Origin of the sequence: Allolucifera butyrica, assembly GCF_900476375.1 — a bacterium.
Classification (GTDB): domain Bacteria; phylum Bacillota; class Negativicutes; order Sporomusales; family UPPP01; genus Lucifera; species Lucifera butyrica.
Map to the genome: position 1 here is coordinate 1 of NZ_UPPP01000080.1, position 17,671 is coordinate 17,671.

A 17,671-nucleotide genomic window follows, 5' to 3' on the forward strand; every position below is an offset into this window, starting at 1 on the left:
TCAAGAGGACAACCAGCCGGAAGAAATTTAGAGCGAAGTTGAAATACTTTGCTGAATGGCTCTATCAAAATATGCACACTGAGATAGGAGACTTAATCAAGCAGATAAATGCCAAGCTGGCTGGGCACTACCGCTACTATGGGGTGACCGACAACAGCAACGGAATTCATGCGTTTGGATACCGCATACGGCGCAAGATACTTGAAGTGCTCAATCGTAGAAGCCAAAAGAACAGCCTGACTTGGGAAGGATTTGCAAAACTCGAGGAGAGATTCCCGCTAGTTAACGCGAGAATCTATGTAAATATCTATGGCTAGACGTAAGTAAATGCTGCTATGAAGAGCCGGATGCCTTAATAGGGCAAGTCCGGTTCTGTGAGGGTTGCGCGTCGCAAGGCGCGTTTCTACTCGACCTGACTTACTGCTGTCCCCTGACTTACTGACTTATAAACTGACTCATGCTGATGTAGGGTCCTGAAACTAATCCGAGTTGAGGGGGAACGCATGGATAATCTAAATGGCAGCCTAAAAGCGGAACCGGTGCGTCTTGCACTAATTTATACTTATCCTAAAATGGCGGAGACATTCTCCGCGTTGGCAAAGCAGGAAAATCTCAAACCATACGTCGCTTTTGCAGCACTTGATGAAGCCGCCGCTATTGCAAAAGAAATTGAACCGAATATAGACGCTATTCTCAGCCGAGGAGGGACTGCGGAATATATCAAACAAGCAGTGTCGGTTCCTGTAATCTCTATCCCCATTACTCCGTTTGACGCTGTAAAATCAATAAATAGCATAAAGGATATCGGCAAAAAGATAGCTCTTTTTAATTATGGAAGTAACATGTACGGTATTCGAGATATCGAAAATATGTTTAATGCAACGATTCGCGAATATACTTTTTTTAATGAACAGGAAATAGAAGCAGGTATAATCAATGCAAAGTCGCATGGAATCGAAATTGTTATTGGCGGTATAATTACCATCAACCTGGCGGAGCAGCACGGCTTGAAGGGAGTCTTAATTGAAAGCGGTGAAGAAGCGGTTTACCGGTCAATGATTGAAGCAATCCATATAGTTGAGGCAAGTCGCATGGAACGCCGTAAAGCTGTAAGGTTTAAAGCTGTGCTTGATTCGATTGCGGAAGGCATTATTTTCACTGATGATCAGAACCGGGTTATTGTGTACAATCCAGCGGCCGAGCGAATTTTTCGATTGCCGGAAAGGGCAGTAGTCGGAAGCTTTGTTCAAGAGACAATTCCGAATACCAGGATGCACACTGTTTTTGAAACTGGAAAATCTGAGTTAGGTGAGTTGCAAGAAATTCATGGCGGGATCATCGCAACAAGTCGTAGCCCTATTTTTCTTGATGGAAAACCAATCGGGGTAGTTAGTGTATTTGAGGACATTACTAAGATCCAGCAATTGGAACAGCAGATACGAAAGCAAATTCATGCTAAAGGTTTTGTTGCAAAACACCGCTTTCAAGATATTCTGACAGTTAACCCGCAGGTATCTGAAGTTAAAGAACTGGCTGCGTTATATGCAACTACCGATTCCTCTGTATTGATTGAAGGGGAATCGGGCACCGGAAAGGAGCTGTTTGCCCAGAGTATTCATAATGCGAGCAAACGGGCTGGCCGACCGTTTGTTGCCGTAAACTGCGCAGCGATTCCGGAATATCTGTTGGAAAGCGAACTATTCGGCTACGAAAGCGGTGCATTCACAGGGGCTAAAAAAGGAGGAAAGCAGGGCCTCTTTGAACTGGCGCATAACGGCACAATATTTCTTGACGAAATAGGAGAAATCCCGAAGGCATTACAGGCCAGATTGCTGAGGGTATTGCAGGAAAAAGAAATTATGCGGGTTGGCGGCGACAAGCTGATACCTGTGGATATACGCATTATAAGTGCGACAAACAAAAATCTTGAGAGTAAAATAGAGCAAGGAGAATTTCGGGACGATTTATACTATCGGCTAAATGTATTCAGTCTGAAATTACTTCCGCTTAGAGAACGGAAGGAAGATATTCCGTTACTTGCGTCGTCTTTTTTGCAGCAGCTTAATGCTCATGCTGACTATGAGCTATTGGAAAAGGAGTTGGCTCCGGCGTTGAAGGCATACAATTGGCCGGGTAACATCCGTGAACTGCGCAATATATGCGAGCGGTTAGCTTTACTGCTCGAACGTCCGGAACAAAAACTGACTTCAACGGAGCTGTTTAAAAAAGTGATGAATGTATTCCCGGTTGACGATGGAGATTCATTAACTGTGAGAATAGAGCTCGAAGGCAATTTAAAGCAAGTAATCGACAGTGTAGAGAAAAAAATTCTCGATTATATGCTTGAAAAATACGGGCGCGATCAAGATGCAGTAGCGAAAAGATTGGGGATTGGCCGAACTACTCTTTGGCGAAAAATAAATACGTGATATGTTTCAAATATGAAAAACGAATTTCAAAAAAGAATAATGGATGCAGTGTGTTAAAACTATAGGCTTGATTGAAGAGTCAAGTATGTTTTCTTTCCAAAAATGAAAATAGATGTTCGAAAGCATGCCAATACTAAAGGATTTTAGTATTGGCATGCTTTTTGCGTTTAAATAAAGCGAAACCCCAATAAGGAGATGGAGATATGAGTAATCGCAAAGGAGCACTGGAAGGTTTGACGGTGCTGGATTTAACCAGGGTATTAGCAGGGCCATTTTCCACAATGATGCTGGCCGATATGGGGGCCAATGTCATTAAGATCGAAGAAGCCGGTAAAGGTGCGGATGAACGCCAAATGGGGCCGTTTCAAAACGGTGAAAGCGCTTATTTTATGAATCTAAACCGCAATAAAAAGGGGGTTACTTTGAACCTGAAAGATCCGAAGGGCAAGGAAGTCTTTAAAAAGCTTGTCCGGAAGGCTGATATCGTGGTTGAAAACTATCGGCCCGGTACAATGAAAAAACTTGGCCTGAGTTATGACGTGCTTAAAGAAATTAATCCCCGGATTATTTACGCGGCGGTTTCAGGTTTCGGACAATACGGTCCTTATACCAAGCGGCCGGGATATGACATTATTAGCCAAGCTATGAGCGGTCTTATGAGCACAACCGGCTGGCCCGGCGGTGAGCCTACCCGGTCGGGAACCGCGATGGGAGATGTACTCGGGGGACTATCCGTAACTATTGGCATTTTGGCTGCCGTATATAACAGAAATCATACCGATCAGGGGCAAATGGTCGATGTAGCGCTGGTGGATTCGGCGGTGGCGAGCCTTGAAATCATCAATATGATTTATTTTGTCGAGAAAAGATTACCACAGCGCATAGGAAACCGCTATGAATCGGTCTATCCTTATGATTCCTTCCAGGCGAAAGATGACCTGGTTATCATCGGTGCTGGCAATGACAAGTTGTGGGGCTTGTTCTGCGGCGTAATTGGCTGTCCCGAACTAACTAGTCATCCCGATTTTCTGCGGTCACGTGATCGGGTGGAGAATCATGAAGCCGTCAAGAAAATCGTTGAAGAGTGGACACAAACAAAAACGGTTGAAGAAGTGGTGGATGAACTCTTAGCGGCCGGCATACCCGCAGCACCAATTTATAACATCGAGCAGGTTGCACAAGATCCCCATATCGCAGGTGCCCGGGAGATGTTCGTTAAGACGGAGCATCCAAAGGCAGGCGCAGTAACCCTGACCGGTTCGCATATCAAGCTTTCCGACACGAATCCGGCTATTCAAACTCCTGCTCCCAGCCTAGGCCAGCACAACCATGAGGTTTTGGCGGAGTTGGCCGGACTGACGGAAGCTGAGATTGAAGAGCTCAAGTTGCGTGGGACCATTTAATTAACATAAAAAACTTGTTGATCAATAATTTGAGGTGAATAACATGATTGCTTTGCCCAAGAACATTGAATTTGTGGAGGTTGGTCCTCGCGACGGATTCCAAAATATAAAAGAGTTTATTCCCACGCAAACCAAGTTAGCGGTAATTGAGAAAATGATTGCTGCCGGAGTGCGGACCATGGAAGTGACATCTTTCGTTCATCCCAAGGCTATCCCTCAAATGGTGGACGCGGCGGAGGTGGCTAAAGCCATTGTTGCTAACTATCAGGATCACGGCCTAAAGGCAATGGCCTTAGTTCCTAACCTGACGGGGGCCAAAAAAGCGTATGAGTGCGGTATTAAGGAAGTTACCTATGTCATATCCGCCAGCGAGAAGCACAACATGGCTAATATTAACCGCACCCGGGAGCAGTCTTTGGCGGATTTGCAAGGCATCACTGCCGAAATGCCGGATTTGAAAATAAGGATCGGTGTGGCAACCTCCTTTGGATGCCCCTTCTTGGGGAAGGTGGACTATGACTTGGTTCTCAGCCTGATCGAGGCGGTGGTGGGCTACGGGGTAGATTCCATTATTCTCTGCGATACCATTGGCATTGCTAATCCTAAGCAAGTATCTGAGTTGGTGACAGCCGTGAAAGAAAAATTTAAGAATATTAGGCTTGGTCTGCACCTGCATGATACCCGGGGAATGGGCCTTGCCAATACGTTAGCTGGCTTAGAGGCAGGTGTAACCATCTTTGAAACATCGGTCGGTGGACTTGGCGGCTGCCCCTTTGCGCCGGGGGCCGCGGGAAACACGGCCTCCGAGGATATGATCAATATGCTTCATGCCATGGACATTGCCACAGGGGTTGACCTGGACCAATATCTGGAGGCAGTCAAGATTGTGCGTGAGCAAATCCAGCCGGTTCTTACTGGACATATGGCCTATGCTTGTAAGTACGGGAATGTCTAGGTTGGTAATATCGAATCCCTTGTTAAGCGGCGTATAGAAGGGAGGGGAACAAAAACTGTAATTTACGGAAACAGAGAAATGGATTAAACGACTAAAAATTGGGGGTATGGTTAAGTGAATGAGCTAATGGGTCAATCGAATAAAAATCAGAAATGGACTATGTTATGTTTAATGTGGCTGACAATGTTTGTCTCATATCTTGATCGGGTTAATATTGCCGTCGCCGGACCAACTATGATGCATGATCTGAATATGAGCCCGTGGATATTCGGTAGTGTCTTGTCCTCATTTACTTTTGGCTATGCGCTAATTCAAATTCCGGGTGGATATTTGGCAGATAAATTCGGAGCCAAACGGATGATGCTTATAGCAATTATTTGCTGGTCAATCTTTACAGGATTGACAGGAGTTGTTTCGTCAGTAAGTTTGTTGATTGCGGTACGCGTATTATTCGGTATAGGAGAAGGCATAGCTCTTGGGGCCCAATTCAAGCTGGTTGCCGACTATTTTTCCTCAGAAGAACGTTCCTCAGCGAATGCTTTCTTCTTGACTGCACTGGCAATTGGACCGGCTTTTGTGGGACCAATTGCGGCATGGATCATCGGTTTGACCGGGTGGAGGGAACTGTTCCTATATTTTACTATTCCGGGTTTGGTTATGGCGGTTTTACTTTTTAAATTTTTGCCCGAAAAACCGGTGGCAGGGGTAGTCCATACTGAAATTCTGAACAAACACGGTTCAAAAGCAGGGTGGAAAGATATAGTAACTTATCCGACGGTCTGGCTTTTGTTTTTTACTTATATGTTTTTTAACATAGCCTTTTGGGGATTTCTTCTTTGGATACCCAGTTATTTGAGTCTTGCCCGTCATATTGAATTGAAAACAATGGGATTTTATGCATCAATGCCTTATATCTTTGGATTCTTTGGAATGATCATTTTGGGTTGGCTCGGAAACAAAATTATGAAACATCAAACGTCTTTAGTTGCCGTTGGTTACCTAATGACGGGTTTCGCGCTTTATGTCGCTTTTACCCAGGAATCAGCGCTGGGCTGTCTGGCGGCCCTATCCTGTGCCGGATTTTTCCTATATGGCGGTTTTGGCCCGTTCTGGGCAACAGCGCAAGACCAAATACCTGATGAATTGCGCGCTACCTTTAGCGGTTTCGTGAACTTCGGCGGGCAAATAGGAGGCTTTTTCGCCCCTATAGTCGTTGGCGCGATCGTTTCGTTTACGGGATCTTTTTGGGGTGGTTTCCTATTTTTGATTAGTGGACTTATACTGGCGGCTGGCATGCTGTTTATATTGCAGATCCTTTCGGCGCGTTCGCGAATACTTCGTTAGTATAGAGTAGTTAAACAGCCTCTAAAGCTTATGAAGTAATATGATTGAACTCATGCTAGTGAGCCAAACTAAGCCTTAGAGAAGAAATAGTCCGGTAACTGCGGTTGCCGGATATTTCTATACTATGCATGCAAGGGGGCAGGTTGCTTGTCCCTCCAATAAATTGTGAAATTGCTTCTTATCGGAACATTACATATTTCTGGTTAATTTGTATAAAATAAATATGACAATATTGTCATATGACATGATTGTCATATTCGGCATGTTATGCTATGATGGCTTTAAAAGGAGATGATGGCGTGCCGAAAGACACTTTCCATAATTTGAGTGATGATAAGAAACGGAAAATTTTTGATGCTGCCGTACAGGAATTTTCAACCCGACGTTTCAGCGAGGCGTCCATCAACCAGATCGTGAAGGCTGCCGGCATACCCCGAGGAAGTTTTTACCAGTATTTCAGCGGTAAAGAAGACATCTTTTGTTATATGTTCGAAGAGATTCTAAAAGAAAAACGGGATGTTATCCGCCAGTCAGAATCCGTTGACCCGGATGCCGACGTTTTTGAAATTTGTATACAAGCAACCGGCGCTTCCTTCGAATGGGGGCGCTTGAATCCGAAATATAGCCAGATAGGAATGCTGATGGAGATAGACAACAGTGAGTTTATTACCAAACTTCGCGGCGCGTCATTCGAAGGTTTGCGAAAAATGATCGAGCGCGATAAAAAGCGCGGCCTCATAAAGCCGGAAACCGATTCCGACCTGGTCGCGGATATGATTTATGCCCTGATCTGGAAGCAGTATTCCTTGGTTGGGTTTAACGAAGAACTGTTCTTAGAAAAGGTTAACGATGGCTTCAAGATAATCAGGGAAGGAATTGCGGGAGGGAAGTAGATATGAATTCATATGTGCTTAGTTTTCCGGAGATTGATAAAACAAAACTCATGGTAGTCGGGGGTAAGGGTGCCAACCTGGGGGAACTATCCAGGATTGAGGGTATACAGGTACCGGAGGGCTTTTGTGTTATCACCGAAGCGTATAAAAAGATGATCGGGCAAACGCCGGAACTTGACTTGTTGCTCGATCAACTATCACAGCTCAGAGTGGGAGAACGGGAAAAAATCAGTGATATCAGCGGCAAGATTCGCAGTTTCATCGAAGGAATCGCTATTGCCGAGGATATCAAGGAAGCGATTGCCTACCACCTCTTAAAGCTTGGTGAGAAAAATGCCTACGCAGTACGTTCCAGCGCTACGGCAGAAGACTTGCCTAACGCTTCCTTTGCCGGCCAGCAGGATACGTATTTGAACATCAAAGGAAAAGATGCCATCCTGGCGCATATCAGCAAGTGCTGGGCGTCTCTGTTTACCGACCGTGCCGTAACTTATCGCATCCAAAACGGCTTTGACCATCGCAAGGTCTATCTATCCGTCGTCGTCCAGCGGATGGTCTTCCCCCAGGCCGCGGGGGTCATGTTTACGGCTGATCCCGTCACCTCCAACCGGAAAGTACTGTCCATCGACGCCAGCTTTGGGCTTGGCGAGGCGCTTGTTTCCGGCTTGGTGAACGCGGATGTCTATAAGGTGTGGGACGGCGGCATCGCCGCCAAGAAGGTGTCCGCCAAGAAACTGGCCGTCTACGCGCTGGCAGAAGGCGGCACCCAGGAGCGGGAGATCGAGCCCGGGCGGCAGAACATACAGGCGTTGACCGATGAGCAGATTTTGCGACTTGAGCGCCTCGGCCGGAAGGTCGAGGCCTATTTCGCCTGTCCGCAGGACATCGAATGGTGCCTTTATGAAGATACCTTCTTTATCGTCCAGAGCCGTCCTATCACCACCTTGTACCCGATACCGAAAGCGGGCGACGGGAAGAATCGCGTGTATATATCGATGGGCCACGGGCAGATGATGACAGATGCCATCAAACCGTTGGGCATATCCTTCTTCCAGCTTTTATCCGGGGATGTTCCCATGTATAAAGCAGGCGGGAGGCTGTTTATCGATCTTTCGCACGATTTGGCCTCCCCCGTCGGGCGCAGGATCGTAATCGGTATATTGGGTCGAAACGACCGCCTGATGCGGAGCGCGCTATTGAACGTATTGAGTCGAAAGGCTTTCATCAAATCGTTGCCGCGCGGCAAGAGGGTCATTCGGATAAGCCGGGAGGGGATGTCCTGGGCAATGTTTGTTCAGGCCGTCCTGCTTTACTTCAAAAACGACGTAGCGCCCATCCGAGCGCTCATTGCCCGTAACGAGACGTCAATCGGCGAACTGCGGCGGAAAATCGCCAACATATCGGGTGATGAACTGTTTTCTTTTATCATGGAAGACCAAAAACAATTAAAAGAAATCATGTATGACCCACGTGGCTTTGGCGCGATTTTCCTTGGGGCGTATGTTGTGAACTGGCTCAACAAGAAGATGGAGAAATGGCTGGGCGAAAAGAGCGCGGCCGACCCGCTTTCCCAGTCGGTGGCCAACAACATCACGTCGATGATGGGGCTGGCGCTGCTCGACGTGTCGGACGTCGTCCGGCAGTACCCGGCGGTGATCGAATATTTTCAGCATGCCAATGACGAGACCTTCTTCAGCGATCTGACCGGGCTGGACGGCGGCGAAGCCGTCAGCCACGCAATAAGGGCCTATCTTGAAAAATACGGGATGCGCTGCACCGGCGAGATTGACATCACCCGCACCCGCTGGAGCGAGCGGCCTACCTCCCTCATTCCGATGATTCTCAGCAACATCAAAAATTTCGTTCCGGATTCAGGCCGGGTTAAATTCGAACAGGGGCGGCTGGAGGCCAAACGGAAGGAACAGGACCTGTTAAGCCGGTTGTCGGAACTGCCCGGTGGCCGAAAAAAAGCCGAAAAGACGCAAAAGATGATCAGCGTGCTGCGCAATTTCATCGGCTTCCGGGAATATCCCAAGTACGCCTTTATCCAGCGGTACTGGATTTATAAGCAGGCGTTGCTGAAAGAGGCTGCCATGCTCGCGCAGGAGGGTGTCATACGGGAAAGGGAGGATATCTATTATCTATCGTTTGAGGAACTGCGGGAGGCCGTTCGTACAAAGCGGCTGGATTACGGCATCATAACCGAAAGAAAGGAAGAATACGAAGTCTACGAAAAGCTGACGCCGCCGCGGGTCATGACTTCCGAGGGCGAGGTCATAACCGGCGAATACGACGCCGGGAATATTCCGCGTGGCGCATTGCCGGGCCTGCCCGTTTCGGCTGGCGTGATCGAAGGACGGGCGCGGGTCGTATTAAAGATGGAGGATGCGGCTATCGAAAATGGCGATATTTTGATCACCGCCTTCACCGACCCCAGTTGGACGCCTGTATTCGTATCCGTCAAAGGCTTGGTGACGGAGGTGGGCGGGCTAATGACCCACGGCGCCGTCATTGCCCGCGAATACGGCATTCCCGCGGTGGTGAGCGTGGAAAACGCCACAAAGCTGATCAAAGACGGCCAGCGAATCCGGGTGAACGGAACGGAAGGGTATGTGCAGATCTTATAGCAGAAAAGATTGCATTTTCACAATCAAATGACGGAGAACATTATGATGGAATAAGGAACGTCCTAGGTGTCTTAACAGCAAGCTCGGCAACCCCGTCCCTGACAGTTATTAATGTACAGACATTATTTAATTAAAAAGATGGAAGCAAAAATCAAATAGAAAAGTCCTGCATAAGTTAAACGAACAGGTGATAGCTTGTCTCTCCTAAGGGTCATTAATAAGTAAATAATGACTAGTAATGTTACAATTCCGGCCCAAAGCAGATGTGAGTCAAATAACCAAGGAGTAAAGAATAGACCAAAGGCACTTGGTACAGTAGCCTGAATCATCATTGCACCGCTAATATTACCCAAGGCAAGGGTCTCTTTTCCTTGTCTAACCCATATAACTGCATTGAGAATTTCCGGAAGTTCTGTAGCAACCGGACTTAGGAGAAGTGATACAATAAGCGGCGATATATTCCAATAAGCACTTACGACTTCGAGGTTTTTTACAAATAAGTGTGAGCTAATAAAGATAAGTATTAATGCTATTACTGTCTGTACGATAACCCAGGATTTTTGTGGCTCTGTTTTAGATGGTTGAAATTTAAGCGGATCGAGAATCAAACATTCATCTATACATTCGGCACGCATTTCTTTGAAGAAATATAAGCCATAAGCTGTTAGAAATAAAACACCTAATAAAGGTTTAATATTAAAAATAAACAGTCCCAATAAAACTTTAAAAATGAATATGGATACAAACCATAATTGATCCCGACTCAATTTTTTACTATCAATATCAATATCTGTTCCTATTTCGCGTTTTTTTCGGAAAAGAATAATGCATATCCCTACAACAGCATAAGCAATTGTGCCAAGTACGAGAGGGCCACCTAATGCTGCTCCCACCCCAATAGCTTTTTGTTCGCTGCTAGCATTAAAGGCCACTGCTACGAAAGTAACAACACTTTCAGGCAGGGCAGTTCCCAAAGCTGCTAAAATAGTTCCTACAGCACATTGTGAAACACCAAATTTTTTACCGACCCACTCAATACCGTTAACAAAAAGTTCACAGCTATAATAGATTACGAGTACGGATACTAATAGAGTTAAATAAACAGTAAACATAGACAGCCTCCATTTTTATAGAATAGGTAAAAATAAAAAGACCTAGGCGCTATTAAAAGCGCCATAGGTCTCATTACGCACTTTTTATGCGGATACTACCAGGCAATTGCCAATATGTTGATAGTATCTAGTTAATTACTCCCCTAAAGCAGTTAAATTATATCCAAAAATGATAAAAATGTCAAAACAATTCCATTATAAGGGAGGACTATGCCGTGGATAGATATATTTTTCAAAAGGCAATAAATAAAGATGTTGATGAAATTTTGATACTTATACAAAAACGTATAAAATGGATGGATGAAAATAACATAAGTCAATGGAATAAAACGAATTATCTTAAATACTATCCCAAAAACTATTATGAAGAATTAGTATCAAAGGGTCAACTTTATGTTGTTAAATATGGGAATTTAAATAGTGTTATAGGAGCATTTGCATTATTAGAACAAGATAAGTGTTGGAATGACAGTTCGCAAAGTTACTATATTCATAATTTGGTTACCGACATAGGGGTTTCGGGTATTGGAGCGACTATAATTAAATTCTGTGAACAAATTGCAATTAAACATGGTAAAAATAAAATTAGATTAGATTGTCAGGCTTCAAATCATAAGTTAAATGAATATTATAATGGACTTGGATTTGAGTATGTTGGAATGGTTCAAGAAGGTAATTATACTGGAATCAAACGAGAAAAGAAACTTAACTTATAAGTAAACCGCAAATGGGGTTGTTTTGATGCTTTATATGCGATATTTTATAATTTTAACAATATAGCAGACCTCATCGTCGTTAATTACCGTATCATACTCATTTGCTAAATCATTAATAATATTACGAATCTGTTCAAAATCAGCCTGATTTTCTTTTCTAAAAGAATGGATGTTTTCAAATAAGATAGCATCCTTATGTATACAGCGGTCAAGCATACATCCCATATGTACAATCAGGTCCAATAGCAAGTCTTCATTACTCGGTACATTGTGAATTTTATCGATACATTTTTTTATACTAATAACTGCAAACTTGGGATTAATATATTTTACATATTGCTCTAGCATTTCTTTGGCTGTTTCGTATACCGTTTTAGTTGTTTGAACGGCGGGAAGTGTATTTTGCAGATTACTGTCTAAAAGGTGGAAAAATTGCTTTTGAAACGAGGTATCCAATAACTTATTTATAGGAAAGTAAGGCAATCCAAGATCAGGGTTAATATTGCCGATAACAGCAACGACATCATAGTTCTGTTGAATTGTGGGAAGTTGTTTTTTTGCATCCAGATAATTGACGATAATAATTTTTACTGTTTCATGATAATGCCTATTTATTAATTCTTCTAGGATGTTTTTAGCTAAAAGACTAGAACCTTTTCCTGTTATGCATACGGATAAAATCGCCGTTTGCTTTTTTTTCACAGGTATCGGCGCTATGTTCTTTTGTGCTGTCAATGCATCATACAAAGTGTCTAAGTCATCCATTTTATAAAGCACATTGCGTAATACTTCCAGTGCCAGCGGAGTTGATACATTATCAATTGTTTTAACTTTTATGCCGGTATCGGTCATTAATTGTTCGTTAAACTTCATTAGAGAACCCATATCTACCAATAAGAGAATTCCCTTGCCCCGGTTAATCGCATAGGCTGCATTTTTGACTTTATTATATGTTTCATTAATTGTGGCATTAAGCGGCATATCGATCGCTTTGATCCAGTCTGCGTTAAGCAGGGAATTGGCTACATTGGCAATACTTGTCGCCGTAGCTTCACCATGGCAAACAATAATAACCCCAATTTTTTCATCATTTGGCGACTCGAGCTTATTGTGAGCAAGCAGCAATGCCAAAAAGCCCTTTTCCGCTTCCGGAATTAGAATGCCAAATTTTTCACTTAGAATTTTTACTAATTCTTTTGCTAAGCGGAACTCTTTTGGATTTTCCCGTTTTATTTTGGCCAGATGATTATTTTGAATAAGTTTTCCTTCTTGTATACGTTTTAATAATGCTTGAATATGAAAAGATAAACCAAAAATAAATTTATTATTAAACTTTGTAACTAAATAATGTTGAGAAAATTCTATCAGTTCCGAGGTTATATCCACAATTTCCTTAGGAATTAGTTTATAAAGCATAGTAATATTTATATGAGCATTGTGAAAATTTTTCATAATGCCGCTAAAATACTGGTCGACCTCTTTTTTCAATGATTCATTTATATTTTCACTGCTTAGTCCCTGTTGCTTTAAATCATTTAATTTATTAGATATTAAATCATAAATATCATTTTTTATTTCAAATGGATAATAGTCATATTCCTTAGTCGGCGAAATAATAATATTTTCCGAAAATACATTCAGGTAATTTTTTACATCCTTTTCCTGTTTGGCATAATTAAAAAGTCCTTCGCGAATCTCTTTAGTCAACATCGAAAATTCGATACTGATGGCCTGATTATTTTGCAAGTGCTGCAAAAACGCTTTAGCGCATAACAGTTTAATTTCTGAACGGAGCTGGCCGATATTTCCCACTTTAAAATCATAAATAGCAAGGGCTTTAAGCACTTCCGGGGTAATTGCGATTCGCTTATTTAAATTTACTGCTTCTACATAGAAAAAGTGTTCAACAATTTCTACTTTCTCGCTGATTGGCTTTTCAATAAAAGATGGCAGCGTAATGGTCACTGGAATTCGCCGTATAAAAGTGGCTAATAAAGACCCATTCGGTTCTTCTGTTGTTGCACCGATAATTAAAAGGTTGCTGATCCGTTTGCTGCCGGTTTCGCCCAGTCGGTTATACTCTCCTTTATCCATAAGATGAAAGAGCATTTCTTGTCCGTCTGGAGGCAGCCGATGTATTTCGTCTAAAAATAGGATTCCGCCATTTGCTTTTTCAACGAGCCCTTCTTTATCTTTGTCAGCGCCGGTAAACGAATTTTTGGCATGCCCAAATAACTGTGATAATAGTAAATGGGGATTATTAAAATAATCTGCACAATTAAACGTTATGAAGGGGAATTCTTCTAATGTTTTATTTTTTAGCAGCATCCCATACTCATGCATGGCCGAAGCAAAAGTTGTTTTTCCAACGCCGCTTTCTCCCAATATCAGCGTATGCAAGCCCTTAGGCGGATAAACAATCGCCGCTTTAGCCTGGCTAATTTGATTAAGCAGACTACTGTTATTACCCAATAATCGTAAGAAGGGATCCTTTTGTGTTTTCTCTACATTAAAAGTTATAAGCGCGTGTTTTAGTTCAGTAAATGTATACATATTTTTTCGTCCAAGAGAACATTCCTTTGTAATTTGCGTTAAGATATGGCCGGGAAAAAATGTAACAGGGCGGCTGCTGATTTTTATCAGGCGGTTTTGTTTCCAAAGATTATTTAATATCGTACTTGCATTATTGCGGATAATTCCCAGTTCCTGTTGAATTTGTGCAGCATCAATTCCAGGATTCATATCTTGCTGTATTTTATTGATAAAACTATCATAAGAAACATTATTTTCAATAAACTGCATAACAAGATCCAGCTTTTTCAATCGTGATCACTCCATAAACTTTATAACGGTATAGAGCCTGCTTTTTCTATAAATAAAAAATATTTTTAGCGACCATAAAAATTATGCACTAAACAATTTATAGAATTCTAACATCAAAAAGGCTTGTATAATCTTTCTTAGATTATACACTAGTCAAAGATTTGTTGAAAAGTGCATAAAAAAATTCTCTGAAGCATTCCCTTTGCAGAGTTTATCCGCTAGACACTAATATGGCATGATATTTGCGAATAATAAATGCATTCACTTAAACAAGGAGGTCATTCGCATGACTACGTCGCTGCTACATGAAGAATTAGTATTTTTAGACTATAAAGCCCAGGAAAATGAAGAGTTGCTCAAAAATCTGGCAACTATTTTAAATCATAAAGGGTATGTAAAAACCAGCTATGCCAACGCAGTTATCAGCAGAGAAAGAGTTTTTCCTACGGGATTAAATACGTTAGGCGTGAAAGTTGCAGTTCCGCATACAGATCCCGAACATGTAAATAAAGCTGCTATTTTAGTCGCTAAATTGTCAACTCCAGTCCGTTTTAAGGAGATGGGAAATAGTGGCGGCGATGTTGACGTTCAACTGCTTTTTATGTTGGCGGTTACTGATCCTAAAGAACACTTGGCAACATTAAGTAAGTTGATGTCTATCTTTTCGAATGGAGATAAGCTGTTAGATTTGTACCAGTCCGATACCAAAAAAGCCATTATTAACAAATTAGATGAAATCCTGGCGTAAATACCGGTTTTATCCGGTGTTTAAAATAATAAAAAAGAGGAGTGTTTGGTATGAAAAGAATCTTTGTGGCATGTGGCTCAGGTGTTGCAACATCTCAAACGGTGGCATCCAAGATAAGCAGCATGTGTGAAGACGAGGGACTTGCTGTAACCGTTGAAGCCGTCGATATCAAATCGCTGGAAAGTATCATTGACCAATGTGACATTTATGTATCAATTGTTTCTACCGGCGCCAATAACTGGAATGTCCCAACCATTAGCGGAATTCCATTTCTAACAGGTGTTGGTATGGACGAAGAATTTGAAAAATTAAAAGAATTTATTAAAAAATAATCGGATGTGGCGGCTTTTATAAGAAAAAAAGCTTCTTTGCTAAAAAACAAAAGAAGCTAAAAAAAGTAATCCAAATTTATTATATCATTTCGGCTGCTAAAGTGTAAGTGAAGTGGTGTAATTGATCCTAAGAGAAGATGAATCGTGCGATGATTAACGGGTTAATCAATTATGTACCGGTGTAATAAAAATAAAATTTAGGGGATGGGAAGAATGCAAGCGGTATTAAATTATATATTGAGTCTGGGTGCGGCGATATTTTTGCCGGTTATTATGATTTTGCTCGGTTTACTGATGAAAATGAAACCGAAAAGAGCAATTATAGCCGGGTTGACATTAGGGGTTGCTTTTACCGGAATGAATGTTGTATTAGGCTTTATGTTTAATGCGATTAGTCCGGCGGCGGCGGCGCTAGTAAAACGCACCGGATTGGAACTAACCGCAATTGACGTTGGCTGGTCACCCATTGCGGCCATTGCCTGGGCTTGGCCGTATGCGCTGGTACTATTCCCGATACAGATTATTATTAATCTAATTATGTTAGGCTTTAAATGGACAAATTGTTTAAATGTTGATTTATGGAATGTATGGGGCAAGATCTTTGTAGCCAGTATGGTATCGTACTTAACCGGCAGTTTAATGCTGGGTTATGCGGCTGCTGCAATTCAAATAATTCTGGAACTTATTAACGCCGACCTGATTCAAAAACAGCTAAACCATATTTCCAATATTCCTGGTGTTACCTGTACACATCCGATGGCATTGCAGAGCGCATTTTTAGCCCTTTTAAACCGGATTCTCGATTTTATTCCCGGCATTAATCAGATTAATTTAAATGCTAAAGAGCTGAAAGATAAACTTGGTATTTTTGGTGAAAACAGCATTATGGGTTTTATTGTTGGTGCGTTAATTGCACTAATGGGCGGCTATGCCGTCAAAGCAGTTTTGACAACGGCAGTGCAGGTTGCAACCTCACTGGTGCTGTTCCCCATGGTGGCAAAGCTGTTTATGCAGGCGCTGGCTCCCATTGCAGACGCTACAAGCAGCTATATGAAAAGTAAATTTAAAGGCAGAGATTTTTATGTCGGTCTCGACTGGCCTTTCCTGGCAGGTCAAAATGAAATTTGGGTAACGGCGATTGTATTGGTGCCGTTTGAATTGGTCTTAGCGTTGGTTATGAGTAAAATGGGCATGAACAACGTGATTCCGCTTGCTTCTATTATTAATGTTTGTGTCGCAGTTCCTGCTCTGATTGTTACAGGTGGCAATTTATTCCGGATGATCCTTATATCTATCATAGCGACTCCTATGTATCTGGCTGTGGCAACCAGCTTTGCTCCTATGATAACCAAAATGGCGGCTTCGACCGGAACGCTGCAAGTGCATGCCGGACAATTCATTACCTGGATACAGCTCGAAGCACCGGAATTCCGTTGGTCACTTGTCCATGCTTTTAACGGAGAGATGCTGGGAATCGCCGCACTAGCCGGATTTGGCATACTATTTGTCTGGTACTACAACTATATGAAAAATCTTAATAAAAAGTTAGATGAAGTGAAATCGCATTGATCATACGGCGATTCCGATTATAAAAGTAAAGTGGAGTTGGTATATATGTTGGAAGAATTAAAACAGCAAGTCGTAAAATATGCGCTAAGCGCTGACCGTTCCGGATTATGCAAACACAGAGCAGGTAATTTCAGTGCGCGGGATCTCCAGAGCGGTTATGTATGTATAACTCCTACCGGGGTAGACAGAGAGGAACTTAGTTATCATGATATTGTGGTTATTGATTTAGCCGCCAACGTGATTGAAGCGGAAACCGGCTTAAGGCCAACCAGTGAAAGTTTAATGCATTTAGCAGTTTATAGATCAAGAGCGGATGTAGCGGCCATTGCGCATACTCATTCACGCTATGCAACGGCTTTTTCCGTTCTAAAAAAGGAAATTCCCGCTATTGTCTATGAAGTTGCCGGACTTGGCTGCAAAAAAGGCTATATTCCGGTTGCCGGGTATGGCCGGCCGGGCACGCCGGAACTGGCGGAATCCGTTATCGGACCGTTACAAATATCCGATGTCGCGCTAATGGAAAGCCATGGTGTTATTGCCGTAGATAAAGTATTAAAAGAAGCTTTATTAAAAGCACATTACGTAGAAGAACTTGCCGAAATATATTATCGGACATTGATGCTTAACAATGGAAAAGAGCCGCACGTTGTGCCATTGGATGAGTTGCAGAAATGGGAATATCCGAAACAAATTAAATTATTGAAAAAATAAAAAGGAGCC

At 42.6% G+C, this 17,671-nt stretch carries 14 protein-coding genes; 12 read left to right on the forward strand and 2 right to left on the reverse strand.

Annotated elements, in window-relative coordinates:
- From LUCIF_RS14865 to ppsA, 7 genes are all read left to right on the forward strand, one after another.
- The coding region (locus LUCIF_RS14865; RefSeq protein ID WP_279386963.1) for a group II intron maturase-specific domain-containing protein at positions 1-317 on the forward strand (317 nt) is incomplete at its 5' end.
- A 186-nt stretch (positions 318-503) separates the two neighbouring features.
- Entirely contained in the window at positions 504-2,429 is a 1,926-nt protein-coding gene (locus LUCIF_RS14870; protein ID WP_122628677.1) for a sigma-54-dependent Fis family transcriptional regulator, read from the forward strand.
- A gap of 203 nt (positions 2,430-2,632) precedes the next feature.
- On the forward strand, positions 2,633-3,832 hold the full coding sequence (locus LUCIF_RS14875; RefSeq protein WP_122628678.1) for a CaiB/BaiF CoA transferase family protein: 1,200 nt from the start codon (positions 2,633-2,635) through the stop codon (positions 3,830-3,832).
- 43 nt (positions 3,833-3,875) lie between these two features.
- Positions 3,876-4,787 carry a hydroxymethylglutaryl-CoA lyase gene (locus tag LUCIF_RS14880; RefSeq protein ID WP_122628679.1) on the forward strand — a complete coding sequence of 304 codons (912 nt, stop codon included), beginning with the start codon at positions 3,876-3,878 and terminating at the stop codon, positions 4,785-4,787.
- A 114-nt stretch (positions 4,788-4,901) separates the two neighbouring features.
- Complete coding sequence (locus LUCIF_RS14885) at positions 4,902-6,131, forward strand: MFS transporter (protein ID WP_122628680.1); 1,230 nt, start codon at positions 4,902-4,904, stop codon at positions 6,129-6,131.
- A 272-nt stretch (positions 6,132-6,403) separates the two neighbouring features.
- Positions 6,404-7,024 (forward strand): TetR/AcrR family transcriptional regulator, encoded by a 621-nt coding sequence (locus tag LUCIF_RS14890; protein ID WP_207857754.1) that lies wholly within the window; start codon positions 6,404-6,406, stop codon positions 7,022-7,024.
- A 2-nt stretch (positions 7,025-7,026) separates the two neighbouring features.
- Positions 7,027-9,651, forward strand: a complete 2,625-nt coding sequence (gene ppsA / locus LUCIF_RS14895; protein ID WP_122628682.1) for a phosphoenolpyruvate synthase — start codon at positions 7,027-7,029, stop codon at positions 9,649-9,651.
- Between the two features lie 122 nt (positions 9,652-9,773).
- On the opposite strand, the gene LUCIF_RS14900 is transcribed toward ppsA, so the two are convergent.
- Positions 9,774-10,763 (reverse strand): sodium:calcium antiporter, encoded by a 990-nt coding sequence (locus tag LUCIF_RS14900; protein WP_122628683.1) that lies wholly within the window; start codon positions 10,761-10,763, stop codon positions 9,774-9,776.
- A 215-nt stretch (positions 10,764-10,978) separates the two neighbouring features.
- On the opposite strand from LUCIF_RS14900, the gene LUCIF_RS14905 reads away from it, so the two are divergent.
- Complete coding sequence (locus LUCIF_RS14905; RefSeq protein WP_207857762.1) at positions 10,979-11,479, forward strand: GNAT family N-acetyltransferase; 501 nt, start codon at positions 10,979-10,981, stop codon at positions 11,477-11,479.
- A gap of 30 nt (positions 11,480-11,509) precedes the next feature.
- On the opposite strand, the gene LUCIF_RS14910 is transcribed toward LUCIF_RS14905, so the two are convergent.
- The gene (locus tag LUCIF_RS14910) at positions 11,510-14,302 is read right to left on the reverse strand and encodes a sigma-54-dependent transcriptional regulator (protein WP_122628684.1); all 2,793 of its coding nucleotides are present in this window, start codon (positions 14,300-14,302) and stop codon (positions 11,510-11,512) included.
- A gap of 286 nt (positions 14,303-14,588) precedes the next feature.
- Here LUCIF_RS14910 and LUCIF_RS14915 point away from each other — a divergent pair, with 286 nt between their 5' ends.
- The 4 genes from LUCIF_RS14915 to LUCIF_RS14930 all read left to right on the forward strand — a co-directional run bounded on the left by LUCIF_RS14915 (position 14,589) and on the right by LUCIF_RS14930 (position 17,662).
- Positions 14,589-15,050 (forward strand): PTS sugar transporter subunit IIA, encoded by a 462-nt coding sequence (locus LUCIF_RS14915; protein ID WP_122628685.1) that lies wholly within the window; start codon positions 14,589-14,591, stop codon positions 15,048-15,050.
- Positions 15,051-15,100: 50 nt separating this feature from the next.
- Complete coding sequence (locus tag LUCIF_RS14920) at positions 15,101-15,382, forward strand: PTS sugar transporter subunit IIB (protein WP_122628686.1); 282 nt, start codon at positions 15,101-15,103, stop codon at positions 15,380-15,382.
- 213 nt (positions 15,383-15,595) lie between these two features.
- A complete protein-coding gene (locus tag LUCIF_RS14925) occupies positions 15,596-16,951 on the forward strand; it encodes a PTS galactitol transporter subunit IIC (protein ID WP_122628687.1) in 1,356 nt (451 codons plus the stop codon).
- Positions 16,952-16,996: 45 nt separating this feature from the next.
- Positions 16,997-17,662, forward strand: coding sequence for a class II aldolase/adducin family protein (locus LUCIF_RS14930; RefSeq protein WP_122628688.1), 666 nt, complete (start codon positions 16,997-16,999; stop codon positions 17,660-17,662).
- Positions 17,663-17,671: the final 9 nt, after the last annotated feature.

What these genes read in the sequence shown, in the direction of transcription:
- LUCIF_RS14890 (WP_207857754.1), top strand. Translation starts at nt 6,404, where the DNA reads ATGATGGCTTTAAAAGGAGATGATGGCGTGCCGAAAGACACTTTCCAT.
- LUCIF_RS14915 (WP_122628685.1), top strand. Translation starts at nt 14,589, where the DNA reads ATGACTACGTCGCTGCTACATGAAGAATTAGTATTTTTAGACTATAAA.
- LUCIF_RS14930 (WP_122628688.1), top strand. Translation starts at nt 16,997, where the DNA reads ATGTTGGAAGAATTAAAACAGCAAGTCGTAAAATATGCGCTAAGCGCT.
- ppsA (WP_122628682.1), top strand. Translation starts at nt 7,027, where the DNA reads ATGAATTCATATGTGCTTAGTTTTCCGGAGATTGATAAAACAAAACTC.
- LUCIF_RS14875 (WP_122628678.1), top strand. Translation starts at nt 2,633, where the DNA reads ATGAGTAATCGCAAAGGAGCACTGGAAGGTTTGACGGTGCTGGATTTA.
- LUCIF_RS14925 (WP_122628687.1), top strand. Translation starts at nt 15,596, where the DNA reads ATGCAAGCGGTATTAAATTATATATTGAGTCTGGGTGCGGCGATATTT.
- LUCIF_RS14880 (WP_122628679.1), top strand. Translation starts at nt 3,876, where the DNA reads ATGATTGCTTTGCCCAAGAACATTGAATTTGTGGAGGTTGGTCCTCGC.
- LUCIF_RS14920 (WP_122628686.1), top strand. Translation starts at nt 15,101, where the DNA reads ATGAAAAGAATCTTTGTGGCATGTGGCTCAGGTGTTGCAACATCTCAA.
- LUCIF_RS14870 (WP_122628677.1), top strand. Translation starts at nt 504, where the DNA reads ATGGATAATCTAAATGGCAGCCTAAAAGCGGAACCGGTGCGTCTTGCA.
- LUCIF_RS14900 (WP_122628683.1), bottom strand. Translation starts at nt 10,763, where the DNA reads ATGTTTACTGTTTATTTAACTCTATTAGTATCCGTACTCGTAATCTAT.